The organism is Pseudarthrobacter sp. rb (assembly GCF_056389225.1).
The window spans coordinates 125,687-145,396 of the sequence record NZ_JBWJAR010000012.1 but is presented as its reverse complement, the minus strand read 5'-3'; the positions used below and the strand labels follow the sequence as shown (position 1 = coordinate 145,396).

Annotated in this window: 15 protein-coding genes and 1 pseudogene; 9 read left to right on the top strand and 7 right to left on the bottom strand. The window is 64.3% G+C overall.

What is annotated here, in order from left to right; translation table 11 throughout:
- The first annotated feature begins 231 nt into the window (after window positions 1–231).
- A complete protein-coding gene (gene arsA / locus ACWRN3_RS16130; RefSeq protein WP_476741285.1) occupies window positions 232–1,989 on the top strand; it encodes an arsenical pump-driving ATPase in 1,758 nt (585 codons plus the stop codon).
- A 61-nt stretch (window positions 1,990–2,050) separates the two neighbouring features.
- Here the strand turns inward: arsA and ACWRN3_RS16125 are convergent, their stop codons facing one another.
- The 5 genes from ACWRN3_RS16125 to ACWRN3_RS16105 form a co-directional block, all read right to left on the bottom strand.
- Window positions 2,051–3,106, bottom strand: a complete 1,056-nt coding sequence (locus ACWRN3_RS16125; protein ID WP_476741284.1) for a hypothetical protein — start codon at window positions 3,104–3,106, stop codon at window positions 2,051–2,053.
- A 39-nt stretch (window positions 3,107–3,145) separates the two neighbouring features.
- Window positions 3,146–4,009, bottom strand: a complete 864-nt coding sequence (locus ACWRN3_RS16120; RefSeq protein ID WP_476741283.1) for a phosphatidylinositol-specific phospholipase C/glycerophosphodiester phosphodiesterase family protein — start codon at window positions 4,007–4,009, stop codon at window positions 3,146–3,148.
- 216 nt (window positions 4,010–4,225) lie between these two features.
- Window positions 4,226–5,674: an HNH endonuclease signature motif containing protein gene (locus ACWRN3_RS16115; RefSeq protein WP_476741282.1), complete on the bottom strand. Its 1,449-nt coding sequence runs from the start codon at window positions 5,672–5,674 to the stop codon at window positions 4,226–4,228.
- Window positions 5,675–5,967: 293 nt separating this feature from the next.
- Window positions 5,968–7,161, bottom strand: coding sequence for an acyl-CoA dehydrogenase family protein (locus tag ACWRN3_RS16110; RefSeq protein ID WP_476741281.1), 1,194 nt, complete (start codon window positions 7,159–7,161; stop codon window positions 5,968–5,970).
- A gap of 154 nt (window positions 7,162–7,315) precedes the next feature.
- On the bottom strand, window positions 7,316–8,212 hold the full coding sequence (locus ACWRN3_RS16105) for a LysR substrate-binding domain-containing protein (RefSeq protein ID WP_255173370.1): 897 nt from the start codon (window positions 8,210–8,212) through the stop codon (window positions 7,316–7,318).
- 174 nt (window positions 8,213–8,386) lie between these two features.
- On the opposite strand from ACWRN3_RS16105, the gene ACWRN3_RS16100 reads away from it, so the two are divergent.
- The 8 genes and pseudogenes from ACWRN3_RS16100 to ACWRN3_RS16065 form a co-directional block, all read left to right on the top strand.
- Entirely contained in the window at window positions 8,387–9,637 is a 1,251-nt protein-coding gene (locus ACWRN3_RS16100; protein ID WP_324643213.1) for a CaiB/BaiF CoA transferase family protein, read from the top strand.
- Window positions 9,630–10,094, top strand: coding sequence for an acyl-CoA thioesterase (locus ACWRN3_RS16095; RefSeq protein ID WP_476741280.1), 465 nt, complete (start codon window positions 9,630–9,632; stop codon window positions 10,092–10,094). Before ACWRN3_RS16100 ends, ACWRN3_RS16095 begins: the two co-directional genes overlap by 8 nt.
- Window positions 10,091–11,287 (top strand): acyl-CoA dehydrogenase family protein, encoded by a 1,197-nt coding sequence (locus ACWRN3_RS16090; protein WP_476741279.1) that lies wholly within the window; start codon window positions 10,091–10,093, stop codon window positions 11,285–11,287. The genes ACWRN3_RS16095 and ACWRN3_RS16090 overlap by 4 nt, the downstream gene beginning before the upstream one ends.
- A 69-nt stretch (window positions 11,288–11,356) precedes the next feature.
- Window positions 11,357–12,133, top strand: a complete 777-nt coding sequence (gene fabG / locus ACWRN3_RS16085) for a 3-oxoacyl-ACP reductase FabG (protein WP_324643214.1) — start codon at window positions 11,357–11,359, stop codon at window positions 12,131–12,133.
- Window positions 12,133–13,326 carry a thiolase family protein gene (locus ACWRN3_RS16080; protein ID WP_476741278.1) on the top strand — a complete coding sequence of 398 codons (1,194 nt, stop codon included), beginning with the start codon at window positions 12,133–12,135 and terminating at the stop codon, window positions 13,324–13,326. The genes fabG and ACWRN3_RS16080 overlap by 1 nt, the downstream gene beginning before the upstream one ends.
- Before the next feature lies 1 nt (window position 13,327).
- Entirely contained in the window at window positions 13,328–13,780 is a 453-nt protein-coding gene (locus ACWRN3_RS16075; protein WP_255173376.1) for a MaoC family dehydratase, read from the top strand.
- Window positions 13,781–13,866: 86 nt separating this feature from the next.
- The gene (locus ACWRN3_RS16070; protein ID WP_255173377.1) at window positions 13,867–15,243 is read left to right on the top strand and encodes an MFS transporter; all 1,377 of its coding nucleotides are present in this window, start codon (window positions 13,867–13,869) and stop codon (window positions 15,241–15,243) included.
- A gap of 271 nt (window positions 15,244–15,514) precedes the next feature.
- Window positions 15,515–15,649: pseudogene (locus ACWRN3_RS16065) on the top strand (restriction endonuclease); the annotation flags it as partial.
- A gap of 280 nt (window positions 15,650–15,929) precedes the next feature.
- On the opposite strand, the gene ACWRN3_RS16060 reads toward ACWRN3_RS16065, so the two are convergent.
- A complete protein-coding gene (locus ACWRN3_RS16060; protein WP_324643215.1) occupies window positions 15,930–17,957 on the bottom strand; it encodes an ABC transporter ATP-binding protein in 2,028 nt (675 codons plus the stop codon).
- Window positions 17,954–19,687, bottom strand: coding sequence for an ABC transporter ATP-binding protein (locus ACWRN3_RS16055; RefSeq protein WP_476741277.1), 1,734 nt, complete (start codon window positions 19,685–19,687; stop codon window positions 17,954–17,956). The genes ACWRN3_RS16060 and ACWRN3_RS16055 overlap by 4 nt, the downstream gene beginning before the upstream one ends.
- Window positions 19,688–19,710: the final 23 nt, after the last annotated feature.

Below are 19,710 nucleotides of genomic sequence, written 5' to 3'. Positions count from 1 at the left end.
GCCTCCACATCCAAATACCCGCACTGCGCGTCCTCGCGTCCCTGCATATGACAAGTCTTAACCACCAGACCCACCAGTCCAGTCGACGCGCCCCACATCCGCCGATTAGTTCAGCAGTCTCCTAGGGCCATGCCCCGCGGCTTGAAAGACTGGCCTAACCGCCTGCCCGAAGAACGCAAGGAACAGGATCATGGCCAGTCATATCCGCCCCGCCACGCAGCCTCTTCGGCCGTGAAGTTTCTCGATAACCCGCCGCGGTTCCTGTTTTTCACCGGCAAGGGCGGGGTGGGCAAGACCTCGGTGGCCTGTGCCGCTTCACTCTCCCTGGCCAGGGAGGGCCGGAAGGTACTGCTGGTCAGCACGGACCCCGCCTCGAATATCGGTCAGGTCTTCGGCATGGCCATTGGAAATACCATCACCGCCATTCCTCAAGTGCCGGGCCTCTCTGCACTGGAGATTGACCCGGAACAGGCGGTCGACGCATACCGGGAGCGGATCCTGGCCCCGGTCCGTGGAGTACTGCCCGAGCAGGAACTGGCCGGTATCACGGAGAGCCTGTCCGGTTCCTGCACCACAGAGGTGGCGTCCTTCGACGAGTTCACCAGCCTGCTTGGAGACGACGCCTCGTTTGCGCAGTACCACCACATCGTCTTTGATACGGCGCCTACCGGCCACACCATCCGCCTGTTGCAGCTTCCCGGGTCATGGACCGATTTCCTCGCTACCGGTGCAGGCGAACCGTCCTGCCTGGGACCTCTGTCTGGACTGGACAAGCACAAAGAAGTGTATGCAAAGGCGGTCCAGGCGCTCACGGATCCCCTGCGCACCCGGCTTGTCCTGGTGACCCGTGCGCAGGCGTCGTCCCTGAAGGAGGTTGAACGGACTTACCTCGAGCTCCACCGGATCGGAATCAGCGGAGGGTACCTGGTGGTCAACGGCGTCTTTCCCCAGGCCGGCGGCGAGGAGGAACTTGCACAAGCCGTTCGTGCACGGGAAGCAGCGGCCCTGGCGGTGATTCCCGAGCCAATCGCCGCTCTCCCCCGCGACGTTCTCGACCTCAAACGCGTAAATATGGTGGGTATTACAGCGCTCGAATCCCTGTTCAGCACCGCTGACGGTGCTGGGGAGGACCCCGCGTCAATCCCGGAGATCGAGGATGCTCCGCTCGCTGCCTTGGTGGACGGCATCGAGCGCGACGGCCACGGGCTGGTGATGTGCATGGGCAAAGGCGGCGTGGGAAAGACCACGGTTGCCGCCGCACTCGCGGTCTCCCTGGCCAAAAGGGGACATGCCGTCCACCTCACCACCACCGATCCGGCAGCACACCTTGCCGAGACACTCCATGGGCCTGTTGCAGGGCTGAAGGTGTCCCGGATCGACCCCGCAGCGGCCATCGAGGAGTACCGCGCCCACGTGATGGATACCAAGGGCCGCAGCCTGGATGCTGAAGGACGCGCAGCCTTGGCCGAGGATTTGATGTCTCCCTGCACGGATGAGGTGGCGGTGTTCCGGCAGTTTTCCCGGGTGGTCCAGGAGTCACGCCGGAACTTCGTGGTAATGGACACCGCTCCCACTGGACACACACTGCTGCTCCTGGATGCCACGGGCTCGTACCATCGGGAGATTTCCCGCCAGGTGGGGAGCTCGATGGGGTTCGTGACCCCGCTCATGCGCCTGCAGGACCCGGCAATGACGAAGGTCATCCTGGTCACCCTGGCTGAAACAACGCCGGTGCTGGAGGCCAAGGAACTAAAAGACGATCTGGAACGGGCCGGGATCGAGCCGTGGGCCTGGGTCATCAACAACTCGATCGCCGCTGCCCACCCTCACACCCCACTGCTTCAGGCCCGCGCCGCACACGAAATTCAACAGATCGCCAAGGTGCGGTCCATGACGGACAGGGTTGCCCTGATTCCCCTGTTGCCGGAAGAGCCCGTGGGGGAAGCGAGATTGACCACGCTGACCGCGTTCACCAGCCAGCGGGTGTAGGGAACGCCAGAAAGCGGACGACGACGGGTGGGCGCCCGCCGTCGTCCGCTTCTTTTGGCTGCTACTGGCTGAAGGGGACCTTTTCCCAGTTCAGCACGTCGGCGCCTTTGGCGCTGTTGCCGGCCACCGTGAAGCGGACGTAGTCCACGGCGTTGTTGGCGCCGTCCACGGTGATGCGCTGGAGGTTGTCCGCGGCGGGTGCGCCGTAAATGTCCAGCCAGGGCGAGCCCGCGGCGAGGGGCTGGTTTTCGGCGAAGACGTGGCTGTCACCGTTGATGAGGTAGACCGGGGCGTCGAAGTTGTTGGTTTCCTTGATAATCGCCTGCACAATCTTCCGGAAGCCGGAGACGGTGTCAGGGTTGGCGGTGGCGTCGGCCAGCAGCGACGGATCGAACATGTCCGCCTGCTGCATGAGCACCACGGCGCGGTCGTTGCTGCGCCTGGCGTCGGCGAAGGTCTGGTGGATCTGGGCGATGACCGCGTCCGTGCGGTGTTCCACCTCGGCGAGCTGCTTGGGCGTGGCGGCCGTCTTGCCCAGCCCGGTCCACGGCAGGAGGGAGTTGTTGCTGCCTTGGACGTTCAGCACGGAGAAGGCCACCCGGTTCTGCTCGAAGCGGACGTCTTCCGGGAGCCCCAGGTTCTCCTGCGACTTCACCGGCATGGTGGCGCCCAGGGTCTTGCCGGGCTGGTTGAAGAACACCTCCCGGATCTTGTCCAGGCGCTCCAGCGGATTGTAGGCCCCGTTGTTGGTGCGGTGGCAGTCCACCCACTCGTTGTCGCCGGGCGTGTAGACCAGAGGATGGGTGAAGGTGTCGAACTGGGCGCGGATGGAGGAGAAGTACTCGTCCGAGCAAACGGAGGAACCGTTCTTGATATCGCCCACGTGTGCTACAAACGTCAGGTCCTTGTCTGCGTTGAGATCCTGGATGCGGGACGGAAACTTGGCGATCTCGGCGGCGCCGTAGGGGATGTCGCCGATGGCGGCGAAGGTAAAGGCCTGGTTGCTGTCGCTGGTGCTGTCCGCCTGGCTTGTTTCGGCGAAGGCGGGCTGCGACGCAAGGAGGCCGAATGCCAGGGTGAGCGCCGCCGTCGTAATGGTCAAAGTCTTTGAAGGCATGGGGAGGGTCCTGTTTCTGGTGGATGTTGGAGTAGGGGCTCAGGCGCCGCGGGCGGTGAGGAACTGCTGGAGGCCGGCGAGATCGTCGGTGTTGATGTGGTCCACGCCGGCGTCGGCGAGTTCGGTCCAGACAGCGTCGCGGGCGGCACCGGGCTGGTCCGGGGTGGCCCAGAAGCGGACGCGGTAACCGTTGGCGTGTGCGGTGGCCACGAAGGCGCGCAGCTTGGCGCGCTCGGCCTCCGGCATGGGGCCGACGCCCTGCCAGGTGAAGAGCTTGGTCCAGTTGTCGCTGACCAGCGGCATCAGGGCGGCGGGCAAGCCGGATGTGAGGTCGGTGGAGCGGCCGTCGTAGAAGCTGAAGCGCTTGTCCTGGGCCTGCATGGTGGCCAGCGGTCGGTTGCCGCTGATGACGGCGGTGACCGGGCCGGTCTTGACGTTGCCGTTGGTGTAGCGGCTCATGATGTCGCGGTGTTCGGCCAGTTCCTGCTCCGGGGCGGCGTAGGTGGCCTCGCCCTCGCTCTTGATATCGATCAGGAGTTGCAGGCTGCCGTCCCACGTGGGGTAGACGCTGTGGCCTGGCTGGCTGCGGACCAGGTCCTGGAGTGGGTCGAGGTAGAGGCTCTCGAGCGTGACTCCCTGTTTGGCCTCAGCGAGGTCGTGGGCCACGCGCAGCTCACCGTCGACCAGCCACACGTCCGCCTCGACGCTGGTGAAACCGTGCTCCAGTGCGTCGAACAGAGGGCGGTCATGCTCGTAGTCGTTGTGGGCGTGCGTCCCGGCGAGGGGCTGGCCGACGACGGGCGCCGGATTGGGCGCCTCGGCCCCGGCCTGGGCGGGGGCTACGGCTGTCCCGGCCAGGGAGGCAAGGATGGCGACGGCGGCGAGGGTGCTTTTCACGAACACGGGAGTACTCCTGGTACCTCGGGGATGTCCGCCCGGTGATGGGGTGTTCCGGGCGTGGGGGTGCGTGAAAAGACTGCTGTGCTTGGCGAAACGGTTCAGGGCGTCTTGGTTGCATCATGGTGAACGGCCGGGAACATCAATGTCGAGGAGGGCATGAGTTTCCCAGCCGTGATGGAGGTGGCGGGAGTGTCCTCCGGGCAGCCAACTAACCGTTCGCTAGGAGACCGCGAGATAATCCACAACCAATACCTCCAGCACGCTGGCCTCTTCCGGAAGCCAGCCCGGCGGCCAGAGTGTCGGTGCCCGGTCCGGCTGCTCGGCGTTGTACTGACGGCCACTTGGAGAAGTCCAGCCCGGCGGCTCATTCCTGGAAGCCGGACCCGGGCTCCAGCGGGTTCGGTGCTTGAGCCGGTGATGCTTGGGGCACAACTGTCCCAGGTTGCTGATTCCGGTGGTGCCTCCGCGCTCCCAGGCCCTGAGATGGTCCGCCTCATTGTCTTGGCTGTGGTTGCTGCAGCCGGGGAAGGTGCATTTTCCATCCCGCATCCTCAGCCACCGCTTGAGCGACTCGGTGAGCCGGTAGTTGGTGCGGCCAAGTTCAAGCGGAGCTCCGTCGCGGGGGTCCACCAAAATCCGGTAGAACGAGTTGGCCCCTTCCGCGACCAGTTTGCGCGCCATCGATGCCGGGATGGGCCCGTAGTTGTCGAGTTCGGCGGGTGCGTCCGTGGCACCGAGGAGGGAAAAGACCGGCACTGTGACCAGCACATCAGCCTTGAGGGATGACCCAGGCCCGGCGAGGTCCCCGGTGTCACCGAGCAGCAATTTTGCGGCCACGTCTGCCCTGAGCTGGGTAAGGGTTCTCGGCTCGTCCGGTCCCTGCAACCCACGGGCCAGGGCAGACGTCCTGTTCCAGGCGGCACAGGCCTTGTCCGCAGCCATGTACAGCGAAACCCAGGCCATACCGTCCCGGTCCGGCGAGTACTCCATCCGCCGATCCGCAACGGACTTCACATGCCTGATCGTCAGGGACTCGGGGTGATGGCGTTCCCGCCAGGCACGTACTTTCCGACGGAAACGGCCCGGGACCAGCTCTCCGGCAGATGCACCCCGCGCCGCGTTAGGCGCCTCCGGGTCCAGGAAGTGGGCTTCCAAGTCAGTTGCTGCTGCAGCGTCCAGGCTGCTGGTTTCGTCGACCATGATCTGGGCATGCCGCCAGGAGACGGCGCCAGCCTCCATGGCGTTGAGCGTCGCCGGAAGAGAGGTGGTGAGCGCATGGGCGTCCTGCAACAGCGCGGATGCGGCTCCTTCGCCGATGGTGAGCGTGCAGGCGACTTCGGCGACGACACTCATGTCCCGCGCCGATGATTCAGAGGCGCTTTGCGCCGGCGCTTCCATGGCGGCTGCGGCCTCCGAATACTCTGCGAGCAGCCGCACTTTCACGGCTGCAGTAGCAGCTTCGATTCGGGCCACGATGCCCAAGCCGTCCAGGCAGGACTCGGCAAGTTCCCGAAGCGGATCAAGACTGTCGACGCCGTGAGCATTATCCGCGGCTTCCGAAGAACCGCTCAGGGCTCCTGTTAGTTCGTCCACCAGCCCGGTCAGGGATGCGACGGCACCAGCGAGTCCGGCCGCACCCTTCGCATCCATAACCGTTCCGGTTTCCATAACCAAAGACTGTCACTCGGGTCTGACATTTTGAGTCCGTCGCCGCAACCCATCCGCATCGGCCATTGGCCGCCGCTTCTGCGTCCCGCCGATGGCAATCGCATCTTCGTTCCTGCTGTCCACGGGGGCAGCGGAGTTCTCGCAGACTTCCGGCACTGGCACTGAATTAGTAGCAGGCGGCCTGTTGGGCGGCCTGCGGCGAACCGGGCGACGGCGGGCGGTTCCCGCCGTCGAGAGGGCCCAAAGTACGTGTGAACGGTATGGCACACGTCGGCACCGGCGGCGCCATACCGTTACTCCTGGCGGAACGCCGAGATGCCGGTGATCCGGTGGCCCAGGATAAGGGTGTGGACCTCATCAGTACCTTCATACGTGCGCACTGATTCAAGGTTGTTCGCGTGCCGCAGGGGCGAGTAGTCCAGGGTGATGCCGTTACCGCCAAGGATGGTGCGCGCTTCCCGGCAGATGGCGATGGCCTCGCGGACGTTGTTCAGCTTGCCCACGGAGATCTGCACAGGCTCCAGCGTCCCGGCGTCCTTCAGCCGACCGGTATGAAGTGCCAGCAAGGTCCCCTTTTGAATTTCCAGCAGCATATTCACCAGCTTTTCCTGCGTGAGCTGGTACCCGGCCAGGGGCGTGCCGAACTGGAGCCGGTCCCCGGCATAGGCGAGCGCTGCTTCGTAGGAGTCCCGGGCCGCGCCCATGGCGCCCCAGATGATCCCGTAGCGGGCTTCATTAAGGCACGAGAACGGGCCGCTAAGCCCGCGGGCGCCGGGCAGGAGTGCAGTGGACGGCAGCCGTACTTCATCGAGGCTGATGTCACATTGGATTGAGGCGCGCATGGAAAGCTTCGAGTCGATGGGCGTTGCGGTGAAGCCTGGGGTGTCCGTCGGGACGATGAACCCGCGGATGCCCTCGGCGGTGTTCGCCCAGATGACCGCAATCTGGGCCACTGAGGCAAGACCGATCCAACGTTTCGCCCCGTTGATGACCCAGCCGCCGTCCCCGTCGGGTGCGGCAAAAGTCGCCATGCTGGATGGGTCGGAGCCTGCCGTCGGCTCGGTAAGCCCGAAGCAGCCGATCTTCTCACCCCGCGCCATCGCCGGCAGGTGCTCGTTCCGTTGCTCCTCGGACCCCCACTTGTGGATGGCACTCATGGCCAGGGAGCCCTGGACGCTAACGAAGGTCCGAAGCCCTGAGTCGCCGGCTTCCAGCTCCATGGCGGCGATACCGTACTCGACGGCGCTGCGGCCTGGGCATCCGTAGCCCTTCAGGTGCATCCCGAGGACCCCCAACTTCCCAAGCTCGGGAACAATCTCGAGCGGGAAACGGGCATCCTCGTACCAGCCGGCAATGTTGGGCCGGATCCGTTCATCCACAAAGTCACGGACCGTGCTGCGCAGCTCCAGTTCCCTGGGCGTCAGGAGGCTGTCGAGGTTGAGCACGTCGTCGAAGACCAGGGCGGGTGCGGGTGCGGTTACGGTCACGGTGGTTCTCCTGGCGGGTCAAGGGGCGGGTCGATGTCCGTGCGGGCGTGATTTGCACCACCCGGTGACCTGAACCGCTGTGCCAGTCCGATTGCCGTCAGATCCAATACCTAATAAGGATTCGGCTGATGCCCGAAGCGCATCAATGGACACTTCAGTCCGGTGACGGAAGGACCTCTTCCGAGAGCCGGAGTACCTCGCGCAGCGCCGGGCTGGCATTGTCCTTCCGCCAGACCAGCCGCAGCTGGATGACGTCAGCCGGGTCGTCGAGGGGAAGAAACACGACACCCGGGTGGCTGAAGTTCTCGGGCACGGAGGACACTGTCAGGGCTACACCGATTTCGGCTGCCACGAGCGCCATCAGCGTCTGCGAATCCGGCGCCACTTGGGCGATTTCCACGACATACCCCGCGGCACTGGAAAGCCTCCGAAGGTGGTCGTGGAGGATCGCGCCCGGATGCTCCGGCAACGTAACGAAAGGCTGCTCCGCAAGGTCTGCCATGCATAGCGAAGCCTGTCCGCTCAAGGGGTGGCTTTCATACAGGGCCACCACGAGCCGTTCGTTGGCCACGATCCGCGAGTCGAGGACAGCGGGAATGAAATTCCAACGGCCCAGGCCCACTTCCATGGCCCCGCTCATCACCTTGTCCATGGCCGGTAGCGCGAAGTTGGAGCTGGACAGCTCAAAGTCGATTCCGGGATGTACTTCCCGGACACGCTTGGCGAGCCTGCCGACCATCACATGCGAGGAGACCCCGGCAAAGGCGACCCGAACCCGCCCGGTTTCGCCCCGGCCCACCGAAGCGACCGCCAGGCGGCCCCGCCGGCAACCTTCGAGTATGTCGCGAGCCGGGCCGACAAGCGCCTGGCCCTCGGCAGTCAACTGCACAGTCCGCGTGCTGCGGATAAACAGGGGCGCCTTCAGTTCATGCTCAAGCCGCTGGATGGATCGGCTCAATGGCGGCTGGGCCATATGGAGCCGACGCGCCGCCCTGCCGAAATGTAGTTCCTCGGCCACGGCGAGGAAGGCCCGGATCTGATGTATTTCCACTCCCGCGCTCAGCTCCTGCCCAGGTAAACGTCATTGTCCATACGCCCAAGATACCCAAATGAGTTCGCCCACATTAGTGACAGCCAGGTATCAGTCCAGCACCAAATACGTATTGGACGTGAATCAGTCCACTTGCAAGGGTTAGTGATGCAGACCACATTGCGGAGGATTTAGATGACACACCCGATCGACGAATCGGTCTCCAGAAGCCAGGACCATTCCGCTGGAGGCGACGATAAGCATGACTTTGATGCCTTGGGCCGGGCAAGCGCAGGGCCCCTCGCAGGCGTTGTGGTCGCAGATTTCAGCAGAGTGCTGGCTGGCCCGTACGCCACCATGCTCCTAGCTGACATGGGCGCCACAGTGATCAAGGTGGAGGGACCAGAAGGAGACGACACCCGTACGTATATGCCCCCGGTCCGGGATGGCGAGGCCACATTTTTCCTCGCGGTTAACCGCAACAAACACTCCATTGCCCTGGACCTGAAGGATCCGGAGGACCTCGACGTAGCGCGTTCACTGATCAGCACCGCCGACGTCATGATCGAGAATTTCAAGCCCGGCAACATGGCGCGGCTGGGCTTGGATTATGCCGCTGCGGCCGAATTGAACCCAGACATTATCTACGCTTCCATTACTGGATTCGGCACCGGAGCCGGCGCACATATTCCGGGATATGACCTGTTGGTGCAGGCTGCCTCGGGAATGATGAGCCTGACCGGGGACCAGGACACCCAACCGTACCGGGCAGGCGTCGCCCTGTTCGATGTCATCACAGGCCTGCACGCTGCCATCGGCATCCTGGGGGCGCTGCACCATAAGGACCGGACCGGCGAGGGTCAGCTGGTGGAGCTGAATCTGCTGACCTCGGCCCTGTCCGGCATGGTGAACCAGTCTGCGGCCTACGTAACGGGCGGTGTGGTACCCACCAGGATGGGCAACGAACACCCCAGCATGTATCCATATGCCCCAATGCAGACCGGGGACGGCACCATCATCATCGCGACGGGAAATGACGCCCAGTTCGTCCGGCTCTGCGGGGCTCTGGGGATTCCCGGAGTCGCCCGGGATCCGAAATTCGCCACGACACTGCAGCGCAACGCCAACCGCAACGAACTGCGGGGCATCCTCCACGCCCAGTTGGCCGCCCAATCAGCCGACGAATGGTTCCGTGAGCTCTCCTCGGCAGGGCTGCCCTGCGCTCCCATCCAGGATGTCCGCGGCGGTGTCGAGCTGGCCGAACAGCTGGGGCTCAACCCGGTAGTGATGGCGGGCGAAGGGCCACGGAAGATACCCACCGTCCGCCACCCCGTTGAATATTCCCTTACGCCGGTGGACTATTCACTCGCGCCGCCCGGATTGAACGAAAGCTCCGGGCTGGTGCGGGACTGGCTGCTGCACCGGAAAGCACTGGTCCATGCCTGAAACCTACCGGACCCGCGTCTCCCCAAGGTGGTCCGACCAGGACCTCAACGGGCATGTCAACCACGCCGCCGTCGTCACGCTCCTGGAGGAGTCAAGAATCAAATGGCGGTCTTCAATGCCGGGTATACGTCAAGGTGACGCGACCCCCACGGTGGTAGCCAGCCTCGAAGTGAACTATCGGCGGCCCGTTCACCACGGCGAAGACCTGGAGGTTGAACTGACCGTGACCAGGATCGGCACGAGTTCATTCAGCCTGGAATTCAGGGGTAGCCAGCGCGGGGCAGTCGCCGTAGACGGCCGGACCGTGCTGGTTTCAGTCAATCCGGGCACCGGCAAGTCCCGGCCCTTGGCGAAACACGAGCGCCACTGGCTCGCCCTTTTCCAGCCTTCACAAGGAAACACGGACCCGCAGCGTAAGCAGGTTCCCGATCACACACCATTGGAGCTCACTCGATGACACCGGAAACCGCCGCGAACGGCGTCGATTTTTACCTCATGGACGATTTCCTCAGCGCTGAGGACCGGGCGCTCCGGCTCAAAGTCCGCGCCTTCGTGGACAAAGACCTGCTGCCCGTCATCAATGGCTACTGGGAACGCGCCGAGTTTCCTTTCGAACTTGTTCCCAAGCTTGCCGGGCTCGGAATTGTCGGAACAACCATTCAGGGTTACGGATGTCCTGGGCTAAGCCGGCTTGCCGCCGGGATTGTTGCCGCGGAAATCTCCCGCGGCGATGGTTCCGTCAATACTTTCCTCGGCGTCCAGTCAGGACTGGCGATGGGAACCATCAACATGCTCGGCAGCGAGGAGCAAAAGCAACGCTGGCTCCCTGAAATGGCTGCCCTGGCCAAGATCGGCGCCTTCGCCCTGACCGAACCCGAGCACGGATCCGATTCGGTGGCACTCGAAACCAGCGCGCGCCGGGACGGGGACAGCTACATCATCAATGGACGCAAGCGCTGGATCGGCAACGCCAGCATGGCCGACGTCGTCATCATCTTCGCCCGCGACGAGGCGGACGCCAAGGTCAAGGCCTTCGTGATGGAGCGTAACGAAGACGGCAGCTTTCCGGACGGCTACTCCGCCGAAGTCATCACCGGCAAGATCGGCAAGCGGGCGATCCTCCAGCCGGACATCACCCTCGAAAACCTGCGGGTCCCGGCCGCCAACCGGCTCACGGAATGCCACTCATTCAAGGATGTCACCCGTGTGCTCACCTCCACGCGCAGCGGCGCGTCCTGGGAGTCCTACGGCCATGCAATGGCCGCATACGAGATCGCCTTGGACTACGCGAAGACCCGGCAGCAGTTCGGCAAACCGATCGGCAGTTTCCAGCTGGTGCAGAACAAGCTGGCCAACATGCTCGCCGAACTGACGGCGATGCAGCTGATGTGCTTCCGGCTGGCCGTGCTCGCCGAGGACGGCCGAATGACCGGGCCCATGGCCTCGCTGGCCAAGATGCAGACTGCCCGGAAAGCACGCTGGATCTGTTCCGAAGCGCGGGACATGCTCGGCGGCAACGGTGTGCTGCTGGAGAACCACGTGGCCAGGCACATGACCGACATGGAGGTCGTCTCCACTTACGAGGGCACGGACTCCATCCAGTCACTTCTCGTTGGCCGGGAGATCACCGGCCTCTCCGCCTTCAGTTAGCGCCCCGCCGGGCTGCCCCGGCTTCCACAGGCACGAAACCAACAGATCCACACATGCAAAGGAAAAGTCATGAGCAATTTCACCAACCGGGTGGCCGTGGTCACCGGCGGGGCGCAAGGAATAGGCGCGGCCACCGCGCTGAAACTCGCCACCGGGGGTGCCACCGTCGTCGTCCTTGACCTCAACGAGGGCGGTGCCAAGGCCACCGCGCAGCGGATCTCGGACCACCCGGACGTCTTGGCAGCCGGCGGAAAGGCCGTTGCCGCCTGCTGCGATGTCACGGATGAGGCAGCCGTGGACGGCGTATTCGGTGACATTCACCGGGAGTTCGGCCGCCTCGACATCCTGGTGAACAATGCCGGCATCACCCGTGACAACATGTTTTTCAAGATGGAGCGGCCTGACTGGGATTCGGTCCTGGCCACCAATCTCACGAGTGCCTACCTCTGCACGCGCGCTGCCCAGCGCTACATGGTTCCGGCCAAGTACGGCAAGATCGTCTCGCTCAGCAGCCGCAGCGCGCTGGGCAACCGCGGGCAAGCCAACTACGCAGCTGCAAAGGCAGGCATCCAAGGCCTGACGGCGACGCTTGCCATCGAACTCGGCCCGTTCAACATCACGGTCAATGCCGTGGCACCGGGTTACATCGCCACTTCGATGACCGCCGCAACGGCCCAGCGTGTTGGCGCCAGCCCGGCCGAGCACCAGCAGGCGGTGGCGGAACGCACCCCGTTGGGACGTGTAGGCCAGCCCGAGGAAGTAGCCGCGGCCGTCGCGTTCTTCGCCGGCGACGACTCCTCTTACATCTCGGGACAAACCCTTTACATCAATGGCGGAGCCCGCTGATGCCCGAGGCATTCCTCGTCGGGGGCGTCCGCACCCCGGTGGGTCGACACGGCGGCGTGCTGGCCACCGCCCGCCCCGACGACCTGGCCGCGCTGGTGCTGCAGGCCGCAGTGGACCGGGTCGGTGTCGATCCTGCCACCATCGACGAGGTGATCCTGGGCTGTGTGAACCAGGCCGGGGAGGACAACCGTAACGTTGCCCGGATGGCCTCGCTGCTGGCCGGGTTCCCGCACGCCATTCCGGCGGTGACGGTCAACCGGCTTTGCGCCTCCGGCCTAACCGCCATCAGCATGGCGGCGCAGTCGATACGCAACGGTGACGCCGACCTTGTGGTCGCGGGCGGTGTGGAGTCGATGACCCGCGCGCCCTGGGTGATGGCCAAGCCGGACAAGCCATACGCCAAACCGGGTGAACTCGCGGACACCTCAATCGGTGCGCGGTTCGTCAACCCGCGGATGGAGCCGGGGGCGCTGTTTTCCATGCCGGAGACGGCAGAAGAGGTAGCCAAGCGGGAAAACATCTCCCGTGCCGACGCGGACAGCTTTGCACTGCGCTCGCACCATCTGGCTGTGGCGGCGATCGACGCCGGCCGCTTCAGTGATGAGATAGTCCCGGTTCCGGTCAAAGACAGACGGGGGGAAGTCTCGCTGGTGGACACAGATGAGGGACCCAGGCGCGGCTCAACCGCCGACGCTTTGGCCGCCCTCCGGCCGATCGTGGCGCCCGGAGGGGTGGTCACCGCCGGCAATTCCAGTTCCCTTAACGACGGCGCATCTGCCGTAGTGGTGGCCAGCGGCGAAGCCGTGGAACGCTACGGGCTCACCCCACGGGCCCGCATCGTCGCCAGCCAGGCGGCCGGTGTAGCGCCGCAGGTAATGGGCATCGGCCCGGTGCCTGCGACACAAAAGGCACTGGCCAAGGCCAACTGGGACCTGGACGGCGTGGGGGCCGTCGAACTCAACGAGGCGTTCGCTGCGCAGGCGCTGGCCTGCATGCGGCTGCTCGGAATGGATGCGGGAACCGTCAACAACGACGGCGGTGCGATTGCTCTGGGCCACCCCCTGGGCTCCTCCGGAGCACGGATCGTCGTCACGCTGCTGGGCCGGATGGAACGCGAAAACGCCGACCGGGGCCTGGCCACCATGTGCGTGGGCCTGGGCCAAGGCGTCGCCATGCTGCTGGAGAGGGTTTAAATTGAAACTGTTCAAGGACGCCGCCGAGCTGGCCAGCATGGTTGGTCAGGAAATCGGGGTGAGCGGGTGGCATACCCTGGACCAATCCCAGATCCAGGCGTTCGCCGACGCTACCCTGGACCAACAGTGGATACACACGGACCCGGAGCGGGCAGCAGGCGGACCCTTCGGTGCCACGGTTGCCCATGGATACCTCAGCTTGTCGCTGCTGCCATACCTGGCCGGTCAGGTGTACCGGGTCGACGGGGCCGCAATGATCATCAACTATGGGCTGAACAAGGTCCGGTTCCCTGCGCCCGCCAGGGTCAACTCGCGCATCAGGGACCGGCTGACACTGGCCTCGGTGAGCGAGACAGCCAATGGGCGGCAGCTGCAGTTCCATCACCTGATCGAACTGGAAGGCTCGCAAAAGCCTGCCTGCATAGCGGAGACTGTCTCCCTGCTCCCGAGCTGAGCTGCTCCTGAAGACCTTGCACCACCATCCGAACAACGACGTTACGGCCGAGCCTGCCTGCAGGCTCTTTCCGAGGGAGAAACCCCATGAGCACAGAAAACTCAAACCTGAAATACGTCGACGCTGACCTCCAGGGGCCGGCGTCGGAACTGAAGGTGTCGCCTGCTGAACTGCGCCGCACCTCCGTGTCGTCCTTCCTTGGTTCCGCTTTGGAATACATGGACTTCACGCTTTATACCCTGGCGGCGGCGCTCGTTTTCGGGCCGCTGTTCTTCCCCAACACAGACCCGGCCATGGCATTGCTCGCCAGCTTTGCCGCGTTTGGTTCCGGATTCCTCGTCCGGCCCCTGGGCGGGGTCTATTTCGGCTACCTTGGGGATAAATACGGGCGGAAATCCGTCCTGGTCATAACCGTGGGAATGATGGGGATCGCCACTCTGGGAATGGGTCTTTTGCCCACGTTTGCCCAGATCGGGGTCATGGCCCCCATCCTCCTGGTGCTCCTGCGGCTTATCCAGGGCTTCGGCGCCGGCGCCGAGCTGTCCGGGGCCTCGCTGCTGCTGGTGGAATCCGCCCCGTCGAATAAGCGCGGCTTTTACGGCGCCGTGGTGGCACTGGGAACGGCAACGGGTGTGCTGTTGGCCAGCGGACTGTGGCTGCTGCTCTCGCAAATGCCCAAAGACGAGTTCCTCGCCTGGGGGTGGCGTCTTCCCTTCCTACTGAGCGTCGGTACCACCCTTGTGGCCCTGTATTTGCGGCGCAGTGTGAGCGAATCACCGGTCTTCGAGGCGGTGAAGGCGCGGCGGGCAGCGGCGCGCCTGGAGGCCAAGCAACAAAGCGTCTGGCGTGACGTTGCCGATTCCAAGAAGGCCTTCCTCGTCTCACTGGGCATCAAACTCGGCGAAAACGGCTCCGTGTACCTCGTCAAGGGATTCCTTATCGGATGGACGGTGTCTGTGGTGAAGATGGATCCCAATCTGGTCACTACGGGCGTGACGCTCGGCTCCGTTTTGGGCGTGCTCACGGTCCTGCTGACCGGTAAGCTCACTGACCGGTTCGGCCGACGCAAAGTTTGGCTCTGGCTCTCCGGGTTCCAGTTCGCCTTCACCATTCCCGCGATGCTGATGATCGAAACACGGAACCCCGTATTGGTGGCCCTGGTCTTCGTTGTCTATGTAGGCGGTCCGCTGCCGAACCTGTATGGCGTGGAGTCCACTTGGCTGGTGGAGATGTTCGGCTCCAAACGCCGCTTCTCCTTTATGACGACGGTCAAGGAAATCGGCGCGGTCCTGTCCGGCGGTCTCGGCCCCATCATTGCAGCCAGCGTCGTTGCTATGACCGGGCCGGGCTGGATCCCAGTTGCCGGAATCCTCATGGCCTACGCGGCGATCGGCCTTGCGGCCGGGTTCTTCGCGCCGGAGACCAAGGGCCGGGACCTCAATGCGGAGGCGGACGCGTTCTAAGTCCACAAAAGCGGGCGACGGCGGGAGCAATGCCCTGCGTGGCGGCGAGCGGACGACGGCGGGTGGGCACCCGCCGTCGTCCGCTTTGGTTGAAAAGGCCGGACGTTCAAATCCCCGGTTGGTCGCGGCGGGCTGGCGGGTGCAACATGACGGTTCCGAGCGACCAATGCGCGTAAATGTCGCCGCTCGGATGTAAGTTTTTGCTTCATCAGCTTGAACTTGATGGACACATGGTTGTGTTCGACGTTAACGGCCTTACTGGGGGTAAGTCATGGAGTTTGCAGAGAAACTTTCAGCGCTGGCAGCAAAGGTGCGTCAGCAGCGAGGTGTTATTCAGACGGAAGAGGCAACGAAGAATGCCTTCGTCATGCCGTTCATTTCAACCATTCTTGGCTATGACGTCTTCAAGGCCGTGACCACTCCAAGCGGAGTTGAAAACAGCGTGGACATTGGCCGTGTCTACTCCACGACCTCACACCCGGACGGCACCACCGATTGGTATGCAAGTACTTACAGGGACCATTCCATGACACGAGGAGGCGAACTGCAGGAAAGAAGCACCCACGTGAACTTTTCAGCAGCCAACTGCACTTACTTGGCCGACATTCACTACGCGAACGTCGCGTACCAGTTCCACAGAATCAACCTTGACTGCCCGCACTGACCCGGATCTCTTAACGGGCTCTTTAGACCTCCGCGACAGGAGCCGCGAACTGCGCCTCGTACAGCCGCGCGTAGGCCCCGCCCGCAGCCAGCAGTGAAGCGTGCGTCCCCTGCTCCACGATCTGCCCAGCCTCCATCACCAGGATGAGATCGGCGTCGCGGATCGTGGAGAGGCGGTGCGCGATCACAAAGGACGTCCGGTCCGACCGCAGCGCGCTCATGGCCTTCTGCACCAGCACCTCCGTCCGGGTATCCACCGAAGATGTCGCCTCATCGAGAATCAGGACAGACGGCTGCGCCAGGAACGCCCGGGCAATCGTCAGCAACTGTTTCTCGCCGGCGGACACGTTGGACCCTTCGTCGTCCAGCACGGTGTCGTATCCCTCGGGCAGGGACTTCACAAAGCGATCAACATAGGTCGCCCGGGCAGCTTCCAACACGTCTGAAGAGGAAGCAGCAGGGCGCCCGTACGCAATGTTGTCCCGGATGGTCCCGCCGAACAGCCACGTATCCTGCAGCACCATCCCCATCCGCGAGCGCAGGTCGTGCCGGCTCATGGTGGTGATGTCCACACCATCCAGAGTGATCCGCCCGCCGTCCAGCTCGTAGAACCGCATCATCAGGTTCACCAAGGTGGTCTTGCCCGCACCCGTTGGCCCCACAATCGCCACAGTCTGCCCCGGCTCGGCCACCAAAGACAGCCCGCTAATCAGCGGCTTGTCCGGCGAATACGAGAAGGACACATCCTCAAACACCAGCCGCCCCCGGGCAGCACCGTCAGGGCTCTGCAGCGAAGCCCCAACAGGATCCGGCGACTGCTCCTCCGTGTCCAACAGCTCGAACACCCGCTCGGCAGAGGCCACCCCGGACTGCAGCAGGTTCGCCATGGACCCCAGCTGCGCCAGCGGCTGGGTGAACTGCCGCGAGTACTGGATGAACGCCTGCACATCGCCCAGCTGCATCGCCCCGGACGCCACTTGCAGGCCGCCCACCACCGCGATGCCCACGTACACCAGGTTCCCGATGAACGTCATGGCCGGCATGATCAGCCCGGAAATGAACTGCGCCCCGAAGCTCGCCTCATACAGCTCTGCGTTCTTTTGCCGGAACCGCTCCCCCACCTCGCGCTGCCGGCCGAACACTTTCACCAGTGCATGCCCGGTGTAGGTCTCCTCGATCTGCCCGTTCAGCTCGCCGGTGTTCTTCCACTGCTGCACGAACAGCTTCTGCGAGCGCTTGGCAATCAGCGTGGTGATCCCCAGCGTCAGCGGAATGGTCACCAAGGCGATCAGCGCCAGTGTGGGCGAAAGAATGAACATCATCACCAGCACACCCAGCACCGTCAGGACGGACGTCACCGCCTGGCTGATGGACTGCTGCAGGCTCTGCGAAATATTGTCCACATCGTTGGTCACCCGGCTGAGCAGCTCGCCGCGCTGGATCGAATCGAAATACCGCAGCGGCAGCCGGTTGATCTTCGCCTCAATCTGTTCGCGCAGCCCGTACACAGTCCGCTGCACCACGCCGTTCAGCACATAGGCCTGCCCCCACATGAACGCCGAGCCCAGCACGTACAGCACCAGCGCCCACGTCAGCACACTGGCCAGCGCGCCGAAGTCGATCCCCGCGCCCGGCGTCAGCGTCATGGCGCTGAGCATGTCCGCCTTCTGGTTCTCCCCCGACGCCCGCAGCATCGCAATCAACTGCGCCTGCGTCATCCCCGGCGGCAGCTGCTTGGACACCACACCGGAAAAAATCAGGTTGGTGCCCTCGCCCAGCAGCCGCGGCCCAATCACCTGCAGCACCACGCCCGCCACAGCCATGGCCAGCACCAGCATCAGCCAGAACCGCTCCGGCCGCAGCGTGCCCAGCAGGCGCTTGGCAGAACCACTGAAGTTCATTGCCTTCTCGGCCGGGACATTCATCCCGGCGAACGGTCCGCCGTGCCCGGGGCCGCCGCGCGGCCTGGGAATGCGTACGACGTCGGCCTGGCCGCTTCCGGAGGCGGGCGCACCTTTGGTGCCGCGTGCTGGAGTGGGCCCGTGGCTCATACCGTCTCCTCGGCTGCCAGCTGGGACGAGACAATCTCGCGGTACGTCTCTGAGGTCTCCAGCAACTCGTGGTGCGTGCCCTGCGCCACGATCCTGCCGTCGTCGAGCACCAGGATCTCGTCCGCGTCAACAATGCTGGACACGCGCTGGGCGATGATCACCATGGTGGCGCCGGCGATGTTCCGCTTGAGTGCCTGGCGCAGCCGCGCATCAGTGCCGGTGTCCAGGGAGGAGAACGAATCGTCAAAAATGTAGAGTTCGGGCCGCTTCACCAAAGCCCGGGCAATGGCCAGCCGCTGCCGCTGCCCGCCGGAGACATTGGTGCCGCCCTGGGAGATGGGCGCATCCAGCCCTTCCTCCATCTGCTCCACGAAGTCCCGGGCCTGGGCGATTTCCAGCGCGGTCCACAGCTCCTCCTCGGTGGCATCCGGGTTGCCGTACAGCAGGTTGCTGCGAACAGTGCCGGAAAACAGGTAGGGCCGCTGCGGCACCAGGCCGATGTGCCCCCAGAGCAGGTCCGGATCCAGGTCGCGGATGTCCACGCCGTCCATCAGCACCGCCCCCGAGGTGACGTCGAAGAGCCGCGGCATCAGGTTCACCAGGGTGGTCTTGCCCGAGCCGGTGCTGCCGATGATCGCCGTGGTCTGCCCCGCGCGGGCGGTGAAGCTGATCCCGGACAGGACGGGCTGGTCGGCACCCGGGTAGGCGAATCCGACGTCGCGCATTTCCAGCTCACCGCGGCGAACCGCGCTGGTGACCGGCTGCTCCGGCGGCAGGACGCTGGAACGGGTGCCCAGCACCTCGCCGATCCGGTCCGCGGACACCGACGCCCGAGGAATCATCACCGCCATGAACGTGGCCATCATGACGGACATCAGGATCTGCATCAGGTAGCTGAGGAACGCGATCAGGGTTCCCACCTGCATTGACCCGTCCTCGATCCGGAACGCCCCGAACCAGATCACCGCCACGCTGGAGACGTTCAGGACCAGCATGACCGTGGGGAACATGAGGGCCATCAGCCGGCCGGCGCGGAGGGCAACATCGGTGACGTCGGTGTTGGCGCCCGCGAACCGTTCCGTCTCCATGTCTTCCCGGACGAACGCCCGCACCACCCGGATGCCGGTGAGCTGCTCGCGCAGCACCCGGTTGACGGTGTCGATCCTGGCCTGCATCTTGCGGAACAGCGGCACCATCCGCGTGACAATCAGGCCGACGGCGATCAGCAGCACCGGGACGCACACGGCAATGAGCCACGACAGTTGGGCGTCCTGCCGGATGGCCATGATCACCCCGCCGATGCTGAGCATGGGCGCGGCCACCATGAGCGTGGCGGACATGAGCACCAACTGCTGGACCTGCTGGACGTCATTGGTGGAGCGGGTGATCAGGCTGGGGGCGCCGAAGCGGGTGACCTCCTGCTCGGAGAACTGCCCCACCCGCTCGAAGATGGCCCCCCGCAGGTCCCGGCCCAGCCCCATCGCGGCCTTGGCGCCGAAGTACACCGCCACCACGGCGCACGCGATCTGCGCCAGGGTGATGAGCAGCATGACGCTGCCGGTGGACATGATGTAGCCGGTATCGCCCCGGGCCACGCCCTGGTCAATGATGTCCGCGTTCAGCGTGGGCAGGTACAGCGACGCGATGGACTGTGCCAGCTGGAAAACCACGACGGCGACCAGCAGCGGCCGGTGCGGCCGGAGGTATTCAACGAGCAACTTCCAGAGCATGCGCAAAAGCCCTCATCTGACGG

What these genes read in the sequence shown, in the direction of transcription:
- ACWRN3_RS16100 (WP_324643213.1), top strand. Translation starts at nt 8,387, where the DNA reads ATGACACACCCGATCGACGAATCGGTCTCCAGAAGCCAGGACCATTCC.
- ACWRN3_RS16055 (WP_476741277.1), bottom strand. Translation starts at nt 19,687, where the DNA reads ATGCTCTGGAAGTTGCTCGTTGAATACCTCCGGCCGCACCGGCCGCTG.
- ACWRN3_RS16070 (WP_255173377.1), top strand. Translation starts at nt 13,867, where the DNA reads ATGAGCACAGAAAACTCAAACCTGAAATACGTCGACGCTGACCTCCAG.
- ACWRN3_RS16080 (WP_476741278.1), top strand. Translation starts at nt 12,133, where the DNA reads ATGCCCGAGGCATTCCTCGTCGGGGGCGTCCGCACCCCGGTGGGTCGA.
- ACWRN3_RS16115 (WP_476741282.1), bottom strand. Translation starts at nt 5,674, where the DNA reads ATGGAAACCGGAACGGTTATGGATGCGAAGGGTGCGGCCGGACTCGCT.
- ACWRN3_RS16125 (WP_476741284.1), bottom strand. Translation starts at nt 3,106, where the DNA reads ATGCCTTCAAAGACTTTGACCATTACGACGGCGGCGCTCACCCTGGCA.
- ACWRN3_RS16095 (WP_476741280.1), top strand. Translation starts at nt 9,630, where the DNA reads ATGCCTGAAACCTACCGGACCCGCGTCTCCCCAAGGTGGTCCGACCAG.
- ACWRN3_RS16090 (WP_476741279.1), top strand. Translation starts at nt 10,091, where the DNA reads ATGACACCGGAAACCGCCGCGAACGGCGTCGATTTTTACCTCATGGAC.
- fabG (WP_324643214.1), top strand. Translation starts at nt 11,357, where the DNA reads ATGAGCAATTTCACCAACCGGGTGGCCGTGGTCACCGGCGGGGCGCAA.
- ACWRN3_RS16060 (WP_324643215.1), bottom strand. Translation starts at nt 17,957, where the DNA reads ATGAGCCACGGGCCCACTCCAGCACGCGGCACCAAAGGTGCGCCCGCC.